Annotated in this window: 19 protein-coding genes; 4 read left to right on the top strand and 15 right to left on the bottom strand. The window is 56.9% G+C overall.

Going from position 1 to position 19873, the window contains the following annotated elements; all coding sequences use genetic code 11:
• Positions 1-85 precede the first annotated feature (85 nt).
• The 5 genes from ACR0AK_RS00895 to ccoN form a co-directional block, all read right to left on the bottom strand.
• Entirely contained in the window at positions 86-961 is an 876-nt protein-coding gene (locus ACR0AK_RS00895) for a LysR family transcriptional regulator (protein ID WP_480792074.1), read from the bottom strand.
• Positions 962-1367: 406 nt separating this feature from the next.
• Positions 1368-2231, bottom strand: coding sequence for a cytochrome-c oxidase, cbb3-type subunit III (gene ccoP / locus ACR0AK_RS00890; RefSeq protein ID WP_480792073.1), 864 nt, complete (start codon positions 2229-2231; stop codon positions 1368-1370).
• Entirely contained in the window at positions 2228-2464 is a 237-nt protein-coding gene (locus ACR0AK_RS00885) for a cbb3-type cytochrome oxidase subunit 3 (RefSeq protein WP_170417052.1), read from the bottom strand. The genes ccoP and ACR0AK_RS00885 overlap by 4 nt, the downstream gene beginning before the upstream one ends.
• Positions 2465-2475: 11 nt before the next feature.
• Positions 2476-3204, bottom strand: coding sequence for a cytochrome-c oxidase, cbb3-type subunit II (gene ccoO, locus ACR0AK_RS00880; RefSeq protein ID WP_170417054.1), 729 nt, complete (start codon positions 3202-3204; stop codon positions 2476-2478).
• Positions 3205-3220: 16 nt separating this feature from the next.
• Positions 3221-4828, bottom strand: coding sequence for a cytochrome-c oxidase, cbb3-type subunit I (gene ccoN, locus ACR0AK_RS00875; RefSeq protein ID WP_170563309.1), 1608 nt, complete (start codon positions 4826-4828; stop codon positions 3221-3223).
• 195 nt (positions 4829-5023) lie between these two features.
• Here ccoN and ACR0AK_RS00870 point away from each other — a divergent pair, with 195 nt between their 5' ends.
• Complete coding sequence (locus tag ACR0AK_RS00870) at positions 5024-5863, top strand: universal stress protein (RefSeq protein WP_480792072.1); 840 nt, start codon at positions 5024-5026, stop codon at positions 5861-5863.
• Positions 5864-5907: 44 nt separating this feature from the next.
• Here ACR0AK_RS00870 and ACR0AK_RS00865 read toward each other — a convergent pair whose 3' ends face one another.
• Positions 5908-6162, bottom strand: a complete 255-nt coding sequence (locus tag ACR0AK_RS00865) for a GlsB/YeaQ/YmgE family stress response membrane protein (protein ID WP_170563315.1) — start codon at positions 6160-6162, stop codon at positions 5908-5910.
• Between the two features lie 64 nt (positions 6163-6226).
• The gene (gene fnrL, locus ACR0AK_RS00860) at positions 6227-6967 is read right to left on the bottom strand and encodes a transcriptional regulator FnrL (RefSeq protein ID WP_170563319.1); all 741 of its coding nucleotides are present in this window, start codon (positions 6965-6967) and stop codon (positions 6227-6229) included.
• A gap of 64 nt (positions 6968-7031) precedes the next feature.
• On the opposite strand from fnrL, the gene hemN reads away from it, so the two are divergent.
• Together hemN and ACR0AK_RS00850 are read left to right on the top strand one after the other, a co-directional pair.
• Complete coding sequence (gene hemN, locus ACR0AK_RS00855; RefSeq protein WP_480792071.1) at positions 7032-8387, top strand: oxygen-independent coproporphyrinogen III oxidase; 1356 nt, start codon at positions 7032-7034, stop codon at positions 8385-8387.
• A 176-nt stretch (positions 8388-8563) separates the two neighbouring features.
• Positions 8564-10492 carry an elongation factor G gene (locus ACR0AK_RS00850; protein ID WP_480792070.1) on the top strand — a complete coding sequence of 643 codons (1929 nt, stop codon included), beginning with the start codon at positions 8564-8566 and terminating at the stop codon, positions 10490-10492.
• A gap of 20 nt (positions 10493-10512) precedes the next feature.
• On the opposite strand, the gene ACR0AK_RS00845 is transcribed toward ACR0AK_RS00850, so the two are convergent.
• The 5 genes from ACR0AK_RS00845 to ACR0AK_RS00825 all read right to left on the bottom strand — a co-directional run bounded on the left by ACR0AK_RS00845 (position 10513) and on the right by ACR0AK_RS00825 (position 16873).
• A complete protein-coding gene (locus ACR0AK_RS00845; protein ID WP_480792069.1) occupies positions 10513-12090 on the bottom strand; it encodes an ABC transporter ATP-binding protein in 1578 nt (525 codons plus the stop codon).
• The gene (locus ACR0AK_RS00840) at positions 12087-13193 is read right to left on the bottom strand and encodes an ABC transporter permease (protein ID WP_170563332.1); all 1107 of its coding nucleotides are present in this window, start codon (positions 13191-13193) and stop codon (positions 12087-12089) included. Before ACR0AK_RS00840 ends, ACR0AK_RS00845 begins: the two co-directional genes overlap by 4 nt.
• Complete coding sequence (locus ACR0AK_RS00835; RefSeq protein WP_170563335.1) at positions 13194-14279, bottom strand: microcin C ABC transporter permease YejB; 1086 nt, start codon at positions 14277-14279, stop codon at positions 13194-13196.
• 9 nt (positions 14280-14288) lie between these two features.
• Positions 14289-16193 carry an extracellular solute-binding protein gene (locus ACR0AK_RS00830; protein ID WP_480792068.1) on the bottom strand — a complete coding sequence of 635 codons (1905 nt, stop codon included), beginning with the start codon at positions 16191-16193 and terminating at the stop codon, positions 14289-14291.
• Between the two features lie 173 nt (positions 16194-16366).
• Positions 16367-16873: a c-type cytochrome gene (locus ACR0AK_RS00825; protein ID WP_170563764.1), complete on the bottom strand. Its 507-nt coding sequence runs from the start codon at positions 16871-16873 to the stop codon at positions 16367-16369.
• A gap of 119 nt (positions 16874-16992) precedes the next feature.
• Here ACR0AK_RS00825 and ACR0AK_RS00820 point away from each other — a divergent pair, with 119 nt between their 5' ends.
• Positions 16993-17826, top strand: a complete 834-nt coding sequence (locus tag ACR0AK_RS00820; protein ID WP_480792067.1) for a prephenate dehydratase — start codon at positions 16993-16995, stop codon at positions 17824-17826.
• Positions 17827-17838: 12 nt separating this feature from the next.
• Here ACR0AK_RS00820 and ACR0AK_RS00815 read toward each other — a convergent pair whose 3' ends face one another.
• From ACR0AK_RS00815 to nudC, 3 genes are read right to left on the bottom strand one after another with little or no spacing between them, the layout of a single operon-like run.
• Positions 17839-18306, bottom strand: coding sequence for an N-acetyltransferase family protein (locus tag ACR0AK_RS00815; protein WP_480792066.1), 468 nt, complete (start codon positions 18304-18306; stop codon positions 17839-17841).
• Positions 18307-18332: 26 nt separating this feature from the next.
• Positions 18333-18800 carry an SRPBCC family protein gene (locus tag ACR0AK_RS00810; protein ID WP_480792065.1) on the bottom strand — a complete coding sequence of 156 codons (468 nt, stop codon included), beginning with the start codon at positions 18798-18800 and terminating at the stop codon, positions 18333-18335.
• A 40-nt stretch (positions 18801-18840) separates the two neighbouring features.
• The gene (gene nudC, locus ACR0AK_RS00805; protein ID WP_480792064.1) at positions 18841-19821 is read right to left on the bottom strand and encodes an NAD(+) diphosphatase; all 981 of its coding nucleotides are present in this window, start codon (positions 19819-19821) and stop codon (positions 18841-18843) included.
• Between the last annotated feature and the right edge of the window lie 52 nt (positions 19822-19873).

Raw genomic sequence — 19873 nt, 5'->3', positions numbered from 1 at the left:
GTAGCTATATCACGGCGTCTTCTTCCAGATCATAAAGGTAGTCACTTTGACATGGGTCAAAAGCGCATCGTGCAGACACCTTTTGTCACATCCTATCAGCTTGCCGCCTGAGCCACCCAACAAAAGTTTTAGCGGCCGGACGCAAAGGAAAGTCGCCTGTAACAAGGTGATATCCGCTATTTTCCGGTTCCCTAAACAGTTCAACGATTTGACCCGACGTGATGTCGTGTTCGACAAAATGCCGCGCCGTGACGGTTACGCCCTGCCCCGCGCGCAACCCTTCCAAAAGCAGATTGCCCGGCAGTGAAATCCGCCCGGCACTTGGCCTGTGCCCAACACCACGCCGGGCCAGCCAATTGGTCGCCTCGGTGGTGCCAAATTCCTCAAGCCACGGTAGTTGGCTCAGTTCGTCCGGCGTCCATGATGTTTTGTCACCAAGCAAATTGCGGGCGGCGACGATCACCATCGGGCTTTGCAGCAACAACTTCGAACGGACACCGGGCCAATCGCCCACACCATAGCGGATGGCCACGTCGACCCCGCCGGGGTCCAGATTGACCAGCGCGGGCGACGGATCCAACGCAAGCTGGATATCCGGGTGTTTAGCCTGAAAGGCAGGTAAGCGGGGCATCAGCCAGGACGCGGCGAAGGAAGATGTCAAAGAGACATGAACCGGGCGATCCTTTTTGGATTGCGTCAGTTCCGCCACTGCATCACCAATCGCGCCAAACCCAAGGTGCAACGCGCGGGCCAATTTTTCGCCTTCAAGTGTAAGAGTCATGGCCTTGCCGGACCGGTCCAACAAAGCAAGCCCAAGGTGTTTCTCAAGCGCGCGCAACTGCTGACTGATGGCAGCGTGGCTAACATTCAGTGAATTACCCGCCTCCACAACATTTCGTGTTTCAGCAAATGCAGAGAAAGCCCTGAGCGCGGCAAGCGGCGGCATTTCCAACCAGTTCATATGTAAGCCCTGATTACATATTGGAATGCTAATTGAGTCGCATTTTGCGGCCGGAGAATCAATCCTGATATCAGATGAAACAAAGCTCAGGAGAGGTCAGATGCTCTCAATCCTCGCACGATCATTCATGATCGCCACTCAGACAAATGAGCAGAGCGAAATGAAATCACCGGATCACAGCAACACACGCAAACAGCGTTGGTTGCCGGAAAACCATTGGTGGAAGGAATGCAAACGAGCCAGTTTTTCGCAATGCGATTAACAAACCAGATCCCGTGTCTGGACCGTCTTGGCAGTGATTTGTAATGTAGAGGCAGCACCGGCTGTTCAGGAAACGCGCGAACAGATGGAACAGCCGGTGCCTCAACCTTCGGACGGTGAACCGTCCGAAGGTATTCTTTTTCGGTTACTGCCCACCACCCAGTTGGTGGACATAGGCAGTCACCGCGCGGATTTGCGCATCGGTCAGGCGATTTTCCCAAGGAGGCATCACACCAAAGCGGCTGTTGGTTACCGTTTCGGTCAGGGCTTCCTGGCTGCCGCCGTATAGCCAGATCGCGTCGGTCAGGTTTGGAGCACCCTGGGTGACGTCGCCCTTGCCGTCTTCACCATGGCAAGAGGAACAATTGTCCTCAAAGACGACCTTGCCAGCCTGCGCTGCCGCATCGTCCGTCTGCGCATTGGTCAGCGACATGACGTACTGTACGACCTGAGTGATCTCCTCTTTCTCGAGGATTTCGCCAAAGGCTGGCATTTCGGAATAGCGCGCGTCGTCGCTTTCCTCGTTACGGATACCATAGGCAATGGTGGTCTCGATATCTTCAAGCGAACCACCCCAGAGCCATGCGTCGTCCAGCAAGTTCGGGAACCCCGGCGCACCTTGCGCGCCCGAACCGTGGCACTGCGCGCACCATGTCCGGAACACCGCACCGCCCGCGTTGACCGCGTATTGCTGCAGCTCGGGATCCTTCGAGACGTCCCCCAGCGAGGTTTCAACCAGCTTGGCGTTCCAGGGAGCGTTGGCCTCTTCGAAAGAAACGATCTCTTCCTGCACCAATTCTCGGGAAGACCAGCCAAGAACGCCAGCAGTTGCGGATTGAACAAGCGGCCAGGCCGGATACATGATCGTGTAGATCACACCCCAGATGATCGTGACGTAAAAGGTCCACAGCCACCAACGTGGCATCGGATTATCGAATTCCTCGATGCCGTCCCAGCTGTGGCCCGTGGTATTCGGATCGCCCGGCTGTTTTTCAGGTATCTTGCTCATTGCCGCGCCTCCTTGGATGTGGCGGGTTTGTCGCCCCCACGGGGCGCAGCTGTTTCGTCACCCTTGAGGGGTGCTGGGGCATCTTCGTGCCGGAACGGGATGTTGGCGGTGTCCTTGTATTCCTTGCTGGAACCGGGGCGGAACACCCAGATCACGATGCCAACAAAGAAGGCAAACAGCAGCAACAGCATCCAGCTATCCGCGAATTGCCTCAGGAATGTGTATTCTTCCATTACACCCTCCTTTAGCGGCTCGGGTCCGGGGTGAAGGTCGAGAAATCGACCAACGTTCCCAGCATCTGCAGGTATGCAACCAACGCATCGGCCTCGGTCAGCTCGGGCTGACCGTCGAAGTTACGAACACTGACCTTGTCACCGTACCGTTCCAGCAAACCGTCATAGTCGCTGTCCGGGTCGGCCTGCGCTCGGAAATCCGCCTGCGCATTTGCCAGCATTTCTTCGGTATAGGGCGTGCCCACAACCGCATTCGCAGCCATGACGTCACCGATATACTTGCCGTCGATCTTGCGATGCTCGAGGAAGCCATATTTTGGCATCACCGATTCCGGCACCACAGACTGCGGGTCACGAAGGTGATCCACGTGCCACTGGTCGGAATAGCGACCACCCACGCGGGCCAGATCAGGTCCGGTACGTTTGGACCCCCATTGGAACGGGTGGTCGTACATCGACTCGGCCGCCAGCGAGTAGTGGCCATAGCGTTCGACCTCGTCCCGCATCGGGCGGATCATCTGGCTGTGGCAGGTATAGCAGCCTTCGCGGATGTAGATGTCACGGCCCGCCATTTCGAGAGGGGTGTAAGGACGCATGCCCTCCACCTTCTCGATGGTGTTCTCAAGATAGAACAGCGGGGTGATCTGAACGATGCCACCGATGGTCACGACCAGAAAGCTGAAGATCAGCAGGAGGGTCGCGTTGGTCTCGAGGATCTTATGTTTGTCGAGAATTGCCATTGCTCCGGCCCTCCCTCTATTCAGCCGGGACCGCGACGGTCAGGCTGGCCTCTTTGGCCGGCGCTTTCCGCACAGTCATCCACAGGTTGTAGCACATGATCACCGCGCCAGCGACGAACATGACGCCACCCAAAGCACGCACCACGTACATCGGGAACTTGGCAGCCACGGTGTCGGCGAACGAATTCACCAGGAAGCCGTTTGCATCTACTTCACGCCACATCAGACCTTCCATGATACCGGTGACCCACATCGACGCGGCGTAGAGCACGATGCCGATTGTGGCGAGCCAGAAGTGCCAGCTGACCATCTGCAGTGAATACAGACGCTCACGTTTCCACAGGACAGGCACAAGGAAGTACAGCGCACCAAAGGTGATCATGCCGTTCCAGCCCAGCGCCCCGGAGTGCACGTGACCAATGGTCCAGTCGGTATAGTGCGACAGCGAGTTCACGGCACGGATCGACATCATCGGCCCCTCAAACGTGGACATGCCGTAGAAGCCGACCGAGATCACCATCATCCGGATAACCGGGTCGGTACGCAGCTTGTCCCACGCGCCCGACAGGGTCATCAGACCGTTGATCATACCACCCCAGGACGGCATCCACAGGATAATCGAGAACACCATGCCCAGCGTCGACGCCCAATCCGGCAGCGCGGTATAATGCAGGTGGTGCGGACCGGCCCAGATATACAGGAAGATCAGCGCCCAGAAGTGGATGATCGACAGCTTGTAGCTGAATACCGGACGCTCGGCCTGTTTCGGAATGAAGTAGTACATCATGCCCAGGAAGCCTGCGGTCAGGAAGAAGCCGACGGCGTTGTGGCCGTACCACCACTGGATCATGGCGTCTTGTACGCCCGACCAGACGATGACTGACTTCGAACCCCAAACGCTGACCGGGATGGTCATGTTGTTGACCAAGTGCAGCATGGCGACGGTCACGATGAACGCCAGATAGAACCAGTTCGCCACGTAGATGTGGGGCTCTTTCCGTCTGACGATCGTACCCAGGAACACGGCCAGATAAGCCACCCAGACGATGGTCAGCCACAGGTCAACGTACCATTCGGGCTCGGCGTATTCCTTAGATTGGGTCCCGCCAAGAACGTAGCCGGTCGCGGCCAGTACGATGAACAGCTGATAGCCCCAGAACACGAACCACGCCAGATTGCCGCCCCACAAGCGCGCGGCGCTTGTACGCTGGACCACATAGAAAGACGTCGCGATCAGCGCGTTACCACCAAAGGCAAAAATCACAGCCGAGGTGTGCAACGGACGCAAACGGCCAAAGTTAAGATAACCCTGCGCCCATTCGAAGTTCAGCGCCGGAAAGGCCAACTGAAAGGCGATGAAGGTACCCGCGATGAACCCCACAACACCCCAAAAGGCGGTTGCGATCACGCCATAGCGGATCACGTCATCCATGTACTCGGCCGAACGGTCGACGAGGATATCTGGCTCATCTGTATTTCTCAGCGTCCAGATGAACAAACCACCGGCGATCAGCATCACCAGAATTGCATGCACCTGATACGCCAAATCGCGTGCGTAATTGGTTCCGATCGCCGCGAATATCGCGATCAGACCAAGCACGATCAGCTTGATGTAATTTGACATATTGCGTCCCTTTGCCATGCCCCGCGCGATTCTTATTTGTCGCGGAACCCTTTTGACTGGCCGTTGTTTTGTCGGACAGCGGCCAACCTCGCTTTGATCTGTATCAAGACAATAGCCCGAAATCTGTGACAATCCTAAGCCTTAGACTGAGTTGCATGGCCGCATGCCACTTAGCCCTGAAGACAAGAGGTCAAAATGGCGTACAAATCTCTTCTCACAGTCGTAACGGACTCGGGACAATCACAATCAGCCTTGGCGCAAATGGTTGCACTGGCAAATGCACAGGATGCGCACGCCGAAGCACTGTGCCTTGGCGTCGATCGCAGCCAAGCGGGCTATTATTACGCAGGTGCAAATGCTCTGGTCCTGCAAGAAACGCTGAGCCGTGCCAACGCAGACGCCGACGAACTGCTGACGCAGACTCAGGATTACATGGGCAAATCCGGTATTCGCTGGTCTGCCGAAAGCGGGGTCGCTCAGATCGCCGATATTGGTCGGCACGTGGCGCATCGTGCCCGGTTCTCGGATCTGGTTGTCCTGCCCAAACCTTATGGCAAAGACCGCAGCGCCGAGGCCGAACCAATTGTCGAAGCCGCCATGTTCGAGGGTCACGCGCCAATTCTGGTCACACCCGACAATGCAGCGCCGTTTGAGCGCCCCGGTACTGTGTTGATCGGGTGGAACGAAAGTGTCGAAGCCATGCGCGCCATCCGATGCGCCCTGCCTTTCCTGATACAAGCCGATCTGGTTCGGATTGTCGTCATCGACCCGCCGCGCCACGGCCCCGACCGCTCTGACCCCGGTGGATTACTGTCGCAGATGTTGGCCCGTCATGGGGCCAAATGTGAGATTGATGTGCTCAGCAAAACCATGACCCGTGTCTCAGACATCCTGAACAGGCACGCTGCCGACTGCGAGGCGGACATGATCGTTATGGGTGCATATGGCCATTCAAGGTTCCGCGAAGCCATTCTGGGTGGTGCAACCCGCAACATGCTGGAACAAGCCTCAGTCCCAGTTTTTCTGGCACACTGACCGGACGTGTTTCCTATTCAGGGCCATCCGTTTAGACGGATGGCCTAGGCGCGTTTTATGAGACCAATCACAAACAACAGTATGACCGCGCCGATGGTTGCGAAGAGTATTGACGAAAACACGCCACCGCCAACCGAAAAGCCCAGCGCCGGGAAAATCAGACCTGCAAGAAAGGCGCCCACGATCCCGACTATGATGTTTCCGATCAGGCCGAACCCGCGGCCTTCCATAATTTTTCCCGAAAGCCACCCGGCGATCGCACCGATGACCAGCATTGCCAAAATGCTACTGAATTCCATGCCTTACTCCTGCGTGGTTCATTCACGAATTCAGTAAATCACGGCTGCAGGCAGCAGGATAGGCTTAAATCAGAAAGCCGCCATCCGAGTCGTCGCCGGCCTCGTCCATCAGACGCCGCATATCTGGGATCGTCACGTGGCGTTTGCCTTCCAGTTCAATGATGCCCTCTTTCTTCAGGGCCGAAATTTGGCGGCTTACGGTTTCAAGCGTCAGTCCCAGATAATCCGCCATGGCCTCTCGCGTTAACGGAAGATCAAATACGATCGGGCCGGGTTTTGCTTTTGGCACAATCGAAGCGTCGCGCCGTGCAATAATCGACAGCAGGCTTGCAATCTTTTCACGCGCAGTCTTGCGCCCCAGCACCAACATCCACTCGCGCGCGGCATCCAGTTCATCCAGCGTCATCTGAAGCAGCCGGTGCGCAATATGGGGCGTGTCGTTCATCAGTTGTTCGAATGGCTTCTTGCGAAAACAGCACATGACCAGATCAGTTGTGGCCTGCACATCATAAGGCGCAGAATCACGGCCCGGCCGACCGACGAAATCGCTGGGCAGCAACAGGCCAACCATCTGGGTTCGCCCATCTTCCATCGTCTGGGTCAACGAGGCGATTCCCGATACGACAGAACCTACAAAGTTCATCTGATCACCCGACCAGATGACTGTCTGGCCAGCTTCGAAGCTACGGTAATACTTAATGCCTTCAAGCTCTTCCAACTCATTGGCATCACAATGCGCACAGACGGCGCGATGCCGAATGGGGCATTCGGAACAATTGGTATGATCAATCTGTGCTTTTAGCATCGTTCGCGCTTTCACTTGATCTCAGTCAAGGTTTCGTAGACGGCCGTGCCTTAACGGTATCGCTATGATAGTGAAACCGCAATTATCAAAGCTTGGACTATTTGACGCGAAAGTCCCGCGTTACACAAGCTATCCCACCGCCCCGCATTTCAGCAACGATGTGGGGCCAAGTCTTTTTGGCGACTGGATTTCCGGGATCAAGCCGGGCAGTTCCGTGTCGCTGTATGTCCACGTACCGTTCTGTCGCAGACTGTGCTGGTTCTGCGCCTGTCGCACGCAAGGCACCCAAACCGACAACCCGGTGATCGCCTATGTGGATGTCCTGAAGGCCGAGTTGGACCTGCTGGCCGCCCATCTTCCCGAGGGGGTGACCCTATCGCGCCTGCATTGGGGTGGTGGCACCCCCACCCTGCTTAACCCCGATCTGATGCGCGATCTGGCGGCTCGAATTCTTGAAATTGTGCCCTTGGGTCCGGATGCCGAATTCTCGGTCGAAATCGACCCCAATGAGATCGATGAAGCCCGTCTGGACGCATTGGCCGAAGCGGGCATGAACCGTGCCTCGGTCGGAGTGCAGGATTTTGACGACGATATCCAGAAAACCATCGGGCGTATTCAAAGCTACGACACCACGCGTCAAGCCATCGAAATGATCCGGACCCGCGGTATCGCAAGCCTGAACGCCGATATTCTTTATGGCCTGCCACATCAGACCAAGGCAAAGATGACCGAGAGCGTACAGAAATTGTTGTCGCTCAGCCCGGATCGAGTGGCGCTGTATGGATACGCCCACGTGCCGTGGATGGCCAAGAGGCAACAGCTGATTCCGACTGACGCACTGCCCACACCCGAGGACCGCCTGGACTTGTTCGATACGGCCCGGCGCCTTTTCTTGTGGGACAATTACGCCGAGATCGGGATTGACCACTTTGCCACGCAAGATGACGGTCTAACCCACGCACTGAACGCAGGAAGGCTCAAGCGCAACTTTCAGGGCTACACTGACGATCAATCTGACGTTCTGATCGGTATCGGGGCCAGCTCAATATCGCGGTTCCCGCAAGGCTACGCCCAGAACGCACCGGCCACATCGGCGCACACCAAGGCGATCCGCGAAGGTCGGTTCTCAATATCGCGCGGGCACTTGTTCAAAGGTGAAGACGTCCTGCGCGCGCGGTTGATCGAAGCGTTGATGTGCGACTTCCGCATTAGCACGGCCGAGATTCTGCGCGACCACGACATCACCGCCACCGAATTGCAGGACATGTATGAGGCCGCTGACGCAACCTTCGACGGCTTGCTGAACGTTTCGGAAGACGGTCTGTTCATCCCACTCGAAGCGCGCGCACTGACAAGAATGATCGCACGCAGTTTTGACGCATATGACCTGAGCAAGGCGGGACACAGTTCGGCGATCTGACGCTTCGACAGGACAGGACTTGACGTGAAGGGTGGGTTTTCCCCACACTCAACGGGCGGGTGGTAATCCGCCCGCGCCTGAGGCAGGCAGAATATCAGACAGTCCGTGCCGGCGCATTCGCGTTCGACAACCCTTTTCGTGCAGCCGTTCTGCAACCTGAAAGAGGGACAGCATCCATGCGCGTTTTTACCGTCCTCGGCCCCAGCCAATCGGGCAAAACATCTCTGGTCGAGGCCATCAGCCGCCTTGATGGCCGGCCAACCACATTCGACGTATCCGGAACCGTGCATTTGCACGGTTTTTCTTATTTGGGCGAACCCTGGTGTGCCATCGACGTGGATGGCGGCGGCGATACGCTGGCTTATGTCGGACCGGCTATGGCAATCTCTGACGCCGCTGTCGTGGTGGTACCGCCTGATCCTGATGCTGCCGTTCTTTGCGCCCCGTATCTGCGGCTGGTGGAAGAGGCAGGGATCCCCTGCTTTCTGTTCATCAACCGCATGGACAGCCCCAATGGCCGCATCCGTGACATCATCGCCGCCTTGCAAACCTATTGCACGCACCACATCGCCCTGCGGCAGGTTCCGATCCGCGATGGTGAGGCAATCGTTGGCGCGGTCGATCTGATTTCGGAACGGGCATGGAAGTATCAGGAGGGGCAACCCTCGGCCCTGATCGAACTTCCCCAGTCCGTCGAAGACCGGGAACAAGAAGCCCGGACCGAATTGCTGGAGACGCTTTCGGATTTTGATGATCACCTGCTGGAACAACTGATCGAGGACAAGCAGCCACCCAGCGAGGAGATCTTCGATTTGGCCGCGCAAGTCCTGCAGAACCACCAGTTAATCCCGGCCTGTCTTGGATCGGCAAGCCACGGAAACGGGCTAACACGTTTGATGAAGGCACTGCGCCACGAAGCCCCCGAATTCGATATCGCTGCCGGGCGGGACGAAGCCGCCGAAGACGCACGTGCCATTGCCGGATTCGCGGATGTCAAAAAGCATATCGGAAAGATCATCGTCCTGCGCGGTCTTGGCAAAGGCGTCAAAGCGCATGAAGCCCTGGGCGGGGAAACGGTTGGTAACCTGACGACACTGGATGCCAAGACCCAAATCCCGGAACTGGAAGCCGGACAAATAGGGCTGGCCGTTAAATCCGACCACCTAAACCCCGGAAATCTTTATGATAGCGCCGAAGCGACTGCGTTGCCCGAATGGGCGTCCTCGCACCCGGCAGCCCATCGACAGGTTGTTTCCCCAGCCCATGAGCGCGACGATGTGCGTCTGTCCAACGCGTTGTCTCGTCTGGTCGAAATCGACCCCGGCTTACATCTGGAACACGACGAACTAAGCGGCCACGCCGTTTTGGGTTCCCAAGGGCCACAACATATGCGCCGCGTCAGCGCCAAACTGGCCGAAGACTTCGGGATCGAGATCGAGACAGAAGCCGTCGAAACAGCCTACCGCGAGACTATCCGCGCACCCTTCGAGCATCGCCACCGCCACCGCAAGCAATCCGGCGGCGCGGGTCAGTTTGCCGATGTGGTGATCTCGATCGCACCTGCACCGCGCGGGGCCGGGTTCGAGTTCAATGAAATCGTCAAAGGGGGCGCTGTACCCAAAAACTATATCCCGTCGGTCGAACACGGTGCCAAGGATGCGTTGACCCAGGGACCCGAAGGGTTCCCGGTTGTGGATGTCAAAGTCACCCTAAGCGACGGCAAGCACCATAACGTTGACAGTTCAGACTATGCGTTCCGCACGGCAGGCAAGAATGCTGTGCGAGAGGCGCTGCCACAGGCAAAGCCGGTGGTCCTCCAACCTATCCTCAACGCTGAAATCCACCTACCCTCGGATTTCGTGGGCGATCTGGTGCCGACAATCAGTTCGCTGCAGGGGCAGGTGTTGGGTTTTGAAGGCAATCCGAACGCCTCGGGCTGGGAGATATTCAACGCCCAGCTTCCGGCCGTGGCCGAGGACGAGTTGCACCGCACCCTTGCCAGCGCTACGCGCGGTACCGGTTGGGTAAAACTGCAATTCGATCACTACGAAGAGCTTCGCGGACCAGTTCCAAAATCCGCCTCTCGTGAAAAAGCCAGCGCTTGAAACTTTGAGGCGGGCTATCTTCAGCCCGCCGCCGCAATCAGCTCGCGGGTGTAATCCGTCTGCGCATTTTCAAACAGGTCATCGGCCGATCCCATTTCGATCACGTCACCATTTCGCATGACGATCACGTTGTGCGACATGGCGCGCACGACTTTCAGATCGTGGCTGATAAACAGATAAGCCAGCCCGTATTTCCGCTGAAGATCGCGCAGCAGATCGACGATCTGCACCTGCACCGTCATATCCAGGGCACTGGTCGGTTCATCCAGAACCAACAGCTTGGGCCTTAGGATCATAGCGCGCGCAATTGCGATACGCTGTCGTTGCCCGCCTGAGAATTCGTGTGGGTAACGGTCCATCGCGGCTGGGTCCAAGCCCACCTCAATCATCACTTCGGACACCAGCTCGCGTGGCGAGCGGTGCGGATCCACTTTGTGGATCGCCAACCCTTCGGCAATGATCTGCTGGCAGGTCATCCGCGGGCTGAGGCTGCCGAACGGATCCTGAAACACGATCTGCATGTCCTTGCGCAGCCGCCGCAACTCTCGCGTCGACCATCTGCGCACGTCCTGATCGCGGAACGTTATCTCACCTTCAGACGCAATTAATCGCATGATCGCCAGCGCCAGCGTTGTCTTACCCGATCCACTTTCGCCCACAATACCCAGGGTTTCACCGGCGCGTACACTGAGCGTGGCATCATTCACGGCCTTCACATGGCCAACTGTACGCTTCAGGAAGCCGCGCTGAATTGGAAACCAGACCTTCAGATGATCGGTGCGCGCAACCTCTTCGGCATCAGGCGCTACGGGATCGGGGTGACCAGAAGGTTCCGCCGCCAGCAGCTTACGAGTGTAAGGGTGTTGCGGGTTGTCAAAAATCTCGAGCGTTGCACCCGACTCGACAATCTCGCCGTCCTTCATAACGCAAACGCGGTCCGCGATGCGGCGCACGATCCCCAGATCGTGCGTGATGAACAGCATCCCCATGTTCTCGGACTTCTGAAGCTCGGCCAGAAGTTCGAGGATCTGCGCCTGAATGGTAACATCCAGTGCTGTCGTCGGCTCATCCGCGATCAGGATATCGGGCTTGTTGGCAAGCGCCAGGGCGATCATGACGCGCTGGCGCTGCCCGCCTGACAACTGGTGCGGATAGCTGTCTAAACGTTCCTCGGGGTCGCGAATCCCAACCTTCGTCAGCAACTCGACAATACGGTCGCGCGCCGCGTCGCCTGTCAAACCCTGGTGCAGGGCCAGCGACTCCGCCATCTGCTTCTGGATCGTGTGCAGTGGGTTAAGCGAGGTCATCGGCTCCTGAAAGATGAAACTGATGTCGTTGCCGCGCACATCCATGAGCCGCTGCTCGGATGCGCCGATCATCTCTTGCCCATCATAAGTGACCGAGCCTTCGACTATTGCGCTTTCACCCAGCAAAGACACGGTCGACAGTGCAGTAACCGATTTACCTGACCCGGATTCGCCTACCAGAGCAACCGTTTCACCCCGGTCCACGGTAAAGGACACACCTTTAACCGCAGCGCTCACCTGCCCGTCCTGCCGGAACGAGACCTTGAGGTTGTTCACATCCAGCAGGCTCATGAGAACGTCTTTCTGGGATCAAACGCATCGCGGACGCCTTCGAAGATGAAGACCAGCAGCGACAACATGATGGCAAAGGTGAAAAAGGCGGTAAATGCCAGCCAAGGGGCCTGCAGGTTCTGTTTGGCCTGCAAGGTCAACTCTCCCAGTGACGGGGCCGAAGACGGAAGGCCAAAGCCGAGGAAATCCAGTGAGGCCAGACCACCGATGGTACCCGTAACGATGAAAGGCATGAAAGTCAGCGTGGCGACCATCGCGTTTGGCAGCATGTGACGGAACATTATCGTCATGTTACCGACGCCCAGCGCACGGGCTGCGCGCACATATTCCAGATTTCGCGCCCGCAGGAATTCGGCACGCACGACGCCCACAAGCCCGGTCCAACTGAACAGGATCATCAGCGCCACCAGCAGCCAGAAACTTCGGCCCAGAATGGCGAACATGATGATGATCACGTAAAGCGATGGCGTTGCTGACCAGATCTCGATGATCCGTTGGAAAATCAGGTCCAGCCAGCCGCCGAAAAAGCCCTGAATGGCCCCGGCGAATATGCCAATCAGACTGGCCACACCCGTGACCATGAGTGTGAACAGAATCGAAAGGCGGAAGCCATAGATCACGCGGGCCAGAACGTCGCGCTTGGTGTCGTCCGTGCCCAGCAGGTTTTGCCCGTTGGGTGGCAATGGCGCAGCGCCCGGCCGGTCAACGCTGGTGTTGAACGAATACGGGATCAGCGGCCAGATGGACCAGCCGCGCTCGAACCCTTCGGCCTGAAAAGTCCCGGCTTTGATCTCATCGATGATCCCCTCGGGGTCGTCGAAACAGTCTTCAATACCACCGCTGTCGATCAGGCACTGGACCTCGGGGTCGCGATAGATGGCTTCGGTCTGGAAATCTCCGCCAAACTCGGTCTCAGGGTAGAAGTTGAAGATCGGCGTGTAGAACTCGCCCCGGTACTTAACGAGGATCGGTTTATCGTTAGCGATGAATTCGGCGAACAGCGACAGGCCAAAAAGAACCGAAAAGATCAACAGCGACCAGAACGCGCGTCCGTTACGCCGGAAATTGCGCCAGCGGCGTTGGTTAAGGGGGGAAAGTGCCATTTACCCCTCCCGCTTTTCGAAGTCGATGCGCGGGTCGACCAGCACATACATCAAGTCGCTGATGATGCCGACAACCAGCCCCATCAGGCCAAAAATGAACAGGGTGCCGAAGATCACAGGGTAGTCCCTGGCGACTGCAGCCTCGAACCCCAGACGGCCAAGTCCGTCGAGCGAGAAGATCGTCTCGATAATGATCGACCCCCCGAAGAACACGCCGATGAAAACAGCAGGGAAACCTGCGATCACAATCAGCATCGCGTTGCGGAACACATGGCCGTACAAAACTTTGCTTTCGCTCAGCCCCTTGGCGCGGGCGGTCATGACATATTGTTTTTTGATCTCGTCCAGAAACGAGTTCTTGGTCAACAGAGTCAGTGTCGCAAAAGCTGAGATCGTCAGTGCGATGATCGGCAACGCAATGTGCCAGAAATAGTCGACGATCTTGCCAAACAGGCTGAGACTGTCCCAATTGTCCGAGGTCAGCCCCCGGAGCGGGAATATCTGCCAATAAGATCCACCGGCAAACAGCACCAGCAGCAGGATCGCAAACAAGAAACCGGGGATTGCGTAGGCAACAATGATCGCGCCACTGGTCCAGGTGTCGAATGTCGAGCCGTCCCTGATCGCCTTGCGAATGCCCAGCGGGATCGACACCAGATAAGCGATTAACGTCGACCAAAGGCCCAGCGAAATCGAAACCGGCATTTTTTCCAACACCAGATCAATCACACTGATCGAGCGAAAATAACTCTCACCAAAGTCCAGCGTCAGGTAATTGCCCATCATGTCGAGGAATCGCTCGACCGGCGGTTTATCGAAACCGAATTCCTTCTCCAGTTCTTCAATAAACTCTGGCGGAAGGCCACGCGCACCGATGTAGCGGTCGTTTGTGCCACCGGTTTGTTGCTCGATATCACTGCCGCCGCCGGCAATCCCTTCGAACACGTCTCCGCCGCCTTCCATCTGGGCGATAATCTGTTCAATCGGACCGCCGGGAACAAACTGAACCAGCGTGAAGTTGACGATCATGATCCCAAGCAAGGTTGGGATGACCAGCAACAAGCGTCTAAGAATATATGCTCCCATGGGGGCGGATTACCTCAAGGCGCCAGAGGATTTCAACTCGGCTTCTTTTTCTTCATTGATCCACCAGAGGTCTTCGACACCCAAAGCATAAGGCGGCAGGTTTTCCGGGTATTCGTACATATCCCAGTAGGCAACCCAGTGTTTACCCAGATACCAAGTGGGAACCATGATCCGCTTGGCGCGCAGGACGCGATCCAGCGCCCGAACGTTGGCGAACAGCTCTTCGCTGTCTTCGGCGGATGCGATGTTGTCGATCAGCGGTTCGATGTCCGGGCCATGCACACCCGACGGGTTGAAGACCGAGTATGAGGCCGCTTCGGTTCCGAATTGCTGATACAACCCTGTCGACGGCTGCAGCGACCTGGGGTACCCGCCAACAATCATATCGAAATCACGGTCCCGGCGGCGCAGGGTGAACTGGGCGTTGTCCACCCGGTTGTAACTTGCATCAATCCCCATTGCCCGCAAATTAGCGACGAAAGGTTGAATGAGCCTGTCCAGCGTTGGCTGGTCGGACAGAAATGCAATGGAAAGCACCTCGCCCTTGTCGTTGCGGCGAATGCCGTCATCCCCTACGAGCCAGCCAGCTTCGTCCAACAGTTTCATCGCCTTGCGCAAGTTGCCACGGTCATTTTGGCGGGCGGCCCGGGATTCGTGCGCTGAGACCGGTTCCTCGGTCAGGATGGCGGGATCCAGCGCGTCGCCCAGCTCTTGCAACACCTCGAGCTCGCGTCCTTCGGGCAAGCCGGTCGCCTCAAGATGCGTTCCTTCCCAGAAAGAGCTGCGCTGCTGGAATAATCCATATTGTAGGCTCTCATTTGTCCATTCGAAGTTATACGCCAGCTGAATAGCTTCGCGAACACGAGGGTCCTGAAACTTTGGCCGGTCAAGGTTCATGATGAAGCCCGACGCCGTCGGCACATTTCCGTCTGCCAGTTCAGCCCGCACCACAGAGCCATTCGCAATTGCCGGGAAATCATAGGCCGTTGCCCAACTTTTTGAGTTGTTTTCCTGTCGAAGCGTAAATGTACCCGCCTTGAACCCTTCCATCGCAGCAATGGAGTCGGCGAAATACTCGACGCGGATGGTGTCAAAGTTGTTGCGGCCCACGTTCACATTGACGTCATCGCCCCAATAGTCGGGGTTACGTTTGTAAACGATGCGTCGGTTGATGTCATAACTGTCCAGAACATATGGCCCCGAGCCGATGCCCGGATCCAACCGAGACTTGTCCAGTCGACGATTTTCGGGATCTTCTTCGAACCACTTCTTTGAGAAAATCGATGTGGCCCCAACTTGGGATATCCGGCCTCTGCGGGGGAAATCTGGCGAGAAGTAGAACTTTACACGATGGGTATCCAGCGCCTCGGCCTTGGGTATCCGTTGGCGAATTGCGTCGGCATAAGATTTCAACCCCTGGTCCAAAAGCAGATTATGGGAAAACACCACGTCCTCAGCCGTCACAGGTGTACCGTCAGAAAACCGCGCCTCGGGGCGAATATTGAAGATCACCCACTCATAACTCTCGGGGTATTCGAGACTTTCGGCGAGTAGGCCATAATATGCTGCAGGTTCGTCATAAGACGGAATCAGCAGGCTTTCATAGTGGTCTGCCGATCGCGCACCTGCCCGGCCCTGCCGAGTGTATGGATTAAAACTGTCGAACGTGCCCTGCGCCGCATAGGACAGTTCGCCACCGCGTGGCGCATCCGGGTTCACATAGTCAAAATGCGCAAAGCCTTCGGGGTATTTCAGATCACCGAATTCTGAAAACCCGTGTGATTTTATGATCTTTTCTTCAGCAAACAGCTGTGACGCAGCAGCAGCACACAACAACGCCCCCAAAGCCAGTATATGAAATATGCGTCCGAAATCCTTTGTTCGCGCTAAAGCGGTAACTCGATTGGATTTCATGTTGCTCATCCCCTGGTCGTTGACGTCTTAATATTGTTTGCGCCAGCTATAAGACCAGCACTGCCTGTTTCAAGTTTAGACTGCGTGAACACTTTGTGAAGATTTACTTAGACAAAAAATAAAGCCGCTGCACGGGGCAGCGGCTTTCGAATACGTCTCAACTGAGCGGAAGATCAGTTGATTGTCTGCAGATAGGCAATCAAATCTGCCCGGTCTTGCGGTTTTTTCAGACCGGCAAAGCTCATGGAAGTACCCGAGATATATGCACTTGGGCGCTCGAGGAACGCGTCCAGCGCTTCGGGTGTCCAATTGCCACCATGCGCCTGCATCGAGGCTGAATAGCCTGTGAAACCTTTGGCCGAAGCGACAGGGCGATCCACGATTGCATACAGGTACGGGCCGGTTCCGTTCGCGCCATCTTCCAGCTTGTGGCAAGCGGTACACTTACGGAAAACTCTGGCGCCTTTTTCCGGGTCTGCGGCAGCCAGCATATCTTCGAACACCACTTCTTCGCCGTCAGCGCTTTCACCAGAGCTTTCGGTTTCGATAATATACGAGGCTGTCTCGCCATGACCATCTGCGTGGTAAAGACCTTCGGCGCCCCATTTGGCCAGAAGCAGCACCAGGAAGGTGCCAAACAGGCCTGCTGCGGCCTTGGTAACTGTCATCGTGTCGAACATTGATCGCGAGTCCATTTCAGCTGTCTGCGGGGTGTCTAAGGCTTCCCCTGACAAGAGGCAAGGTATAGACACCGCGACTAAACGCCCAATTATCGAACTTGTTGCACGGAATCGACCAAATGACCAAACGTATTGCATTTCAGGGTGAACCCGGTGCCTACAGCCACGAGGCCTGCCGCAATGCCCGCCCCGGCATGGAGGTCCTGCCCTGCCGAACTTTCGAAGATGTGATCGAATCGGTGCGCGCGGGCGATGCCGAACTGGCGATGCTACCGGTTGAAAACACTACATATGGACGGGTAGCGGATATCCACCGCTTGCTGCCTCACAGCGGGTTGCACATCATCGAAGAAGCGTTCGTGCGCGTTCACATCAACCTTCTTGCCGTGCCTGGGGCCAAGCTTGACGACGTCACCGAGGCGCATTCGCATCTGGTACTGCTGCCGCAATGCGCCGGTTTTCTGAAAGAGCACAACATCAAAGGGCGCGTCAGCCCCGACAATGCTAGGGCCGCGCGCGAGGTTGCGGAGCAAGGCGAGGTACACTCAGCAGCATTGGCCAGCGAGTTGGCAGGCGAGATTTATGGCCTGAACGTTCTTGCCCGGAATATCGAAGACCGCGACAACAACACCACGCGCTTTCTGGTGATGTCTAAGCAGGCCGATACGACCCGCCGGGGTGAACACGGCATGATCACCAGTTTTGTGTTTCAGGTGCGCAATATTCCAGCCGCGCTTTATAAGGCGATGGGCGGATTTGCGACCAACGGCATCAACATGACCAAGCTGGAAAGCTACATGATCGATGGTTCGTTCACCGCGACCCAGTTTTACGCCGATATTGTGGGCCACCCAGACGACCGGAATGTTCAGCTGGCTATGGAAGAGCTGGAACATTTCACCACCAACGTCGAGATTTTGGGTGTTTACCCAGCCGCTCAGCCTCGGGGTTAGGGCGTCTCGGCCTCAGGTCACGGAATAGCTTTTGCACCGGGCACCGTCGTGCTGCCGGTAATCAACAAAGCCCATCGCTGAATAATAGGCCAAACCTTCGGTGTTTGTGGGCGATATGGTTGCATCAATGGCTGAAAGGCCGCTTTCCTGCGCCGCCAAAAGCGTTGCGCGAAACAGGGCGCGCCCGATACCGCGCCGGGCAGCAGACGGGCGGATATGAGTTCCAATGACGCCCCACCCGACGGGTGCGCCGTAAGGGTTGTTTTCTATCGCCCATTTCAGCGACTGAAATCCCAGGACCTGATCGCCCTGAACGGCCACGGAACACCTTATTCGATCCGGATCGGCCACATAATGCTCCCGGGCGAAATCAACGTCGCAGCGTTTATTGCGCTTTCCTGACGCTGCGATGTCTTGCAACACATCCGAGATACCCTGAGCATCCGTCAAAACCGCCTCGCGGATTGTTATGCTATCCATCTCGCTTCCTTCACAACTACGGGCCGTCAGCCACCATGAATATGGCGTTGTTCCATTTCCCGTGCGAACTCGGTCAGACGCATCTGAAACTGCCGCCGAAATCTGGATTGCCCAAGCCTGAGCGATTGCAAAAGTAGCCGTGCAGGCAGGGATTTGGCCGAAAGGGACATATCAACGCTCAGACGTGTACGGCGTTGGGAAAGCGCCAAAAACTCGACCGTGGTGATCCCATTCATCCCCTTGCTTGTGGCTTCGAACCGCATCAGCGAAGGCGGGTCGCACTCGGCCATTTGTACGGAAATCTGACGCGGCTTTCCGCGCAGCCTGAATTCCGTCTCCCAACTGGTGCCCGGAACAACGCCCATGTCGCCCGACATCCGCCGCACGTCGATCCCTCGCCGCATTGCGATCCGTTCGAAACGGTCAAAATCGGCCACCATTTCGAACACCGAGTTGATGGGAGCTTCGATATCTTCGCGCACTGTAAACTGCATTGTGGTTCGGGGTTCTCTCGCTTTTCAGCTCAGTATTTTGTCAGTCCAACGTATCCGCAAGCCAGTTTTGCAAAAGAAAGTGCGCAATCGCACCCTTGCGGGCGGGCAGCAAAACGGGATGTTCACCCGCAAAGGCCTGCATCATCTCGGATTTGGTAACCCACATTGCATCTTCGATTTCAACCGGGTCGATGGTGATATTTCGCGACAGCGCCACACCGGCGCAGCCGAACATCAACGAAGCCGGAAACGGCCAGGGTTGGCTGGACAGGTAACTGACCCCACCCACGGGCACCCCGGCTTCTTCCATCACTTCCCGCCGGACTGCGGCCTCAAGCGTTTCACCCGGCTCAACAAACCCAGCCAGCAACGAATACATCCCTTCCGGCCAGCCCGGCGAACGCCCCATCAGAACGGAATCGCCATGGGTAATCAACATGATGACAACCGGATCGGTGCGCGGAAAATGCTGTCCGCCGCATGACGGACAACTGCGTTGCCATCCGGCCTGTACCAGTTCGCTGGCTGCACCGCACCGGGCGCAAAACCGATGCGTTTCGTGCCAGCCGATCACCGCCTTGGCCGTGGCAGCCAATTCGGCGTCGCGCGCTGACAAACGTGTCATGATCCGGCGCAGTTCGGCAAAGACAAAGCCGCCTGGCAAATCGGGGTGCTGTTGCTCTGTTTTGTCGATAAAAGCCCCGACACCGGACACGTCCAGCCCGTCAGCCGTCCAGCCCGAAATATCAGACGCAAACACCGGCGAGTCGTCTGTCAACCCAAGAAAAACGGGCTGCTCGACAGCCCCCCCTGGCCCGCTTTCGACCAGATTGTGCGACATTGCGATCAACCCCAGCCGATCCAGCGCATCACCCTGGACCAAAACCTTGCCGTGCCATAGCAGCAGGCATTTTGCATCCGGATGGGTCCGCGCGCGTGCGACCGCCTCTGCATCACCACGAATATGCGCCGCGCGATCCAGCCCCGAGCCACCAAACGTCACATATTCTGCATTTTTCATAAGTTATCCTTAGGCTTGTCCGCACAGGGCTGCCATGTCGGCCAAGCGGTTG

This window comes from Ruegeria sp. BI12, assembly GCF_056537985.1.
The sequence above is the reverse complement of the archived record's forward strand: the minus strand, read 5'-3'. Positions and strand labels throughout refer to the sequence as shown.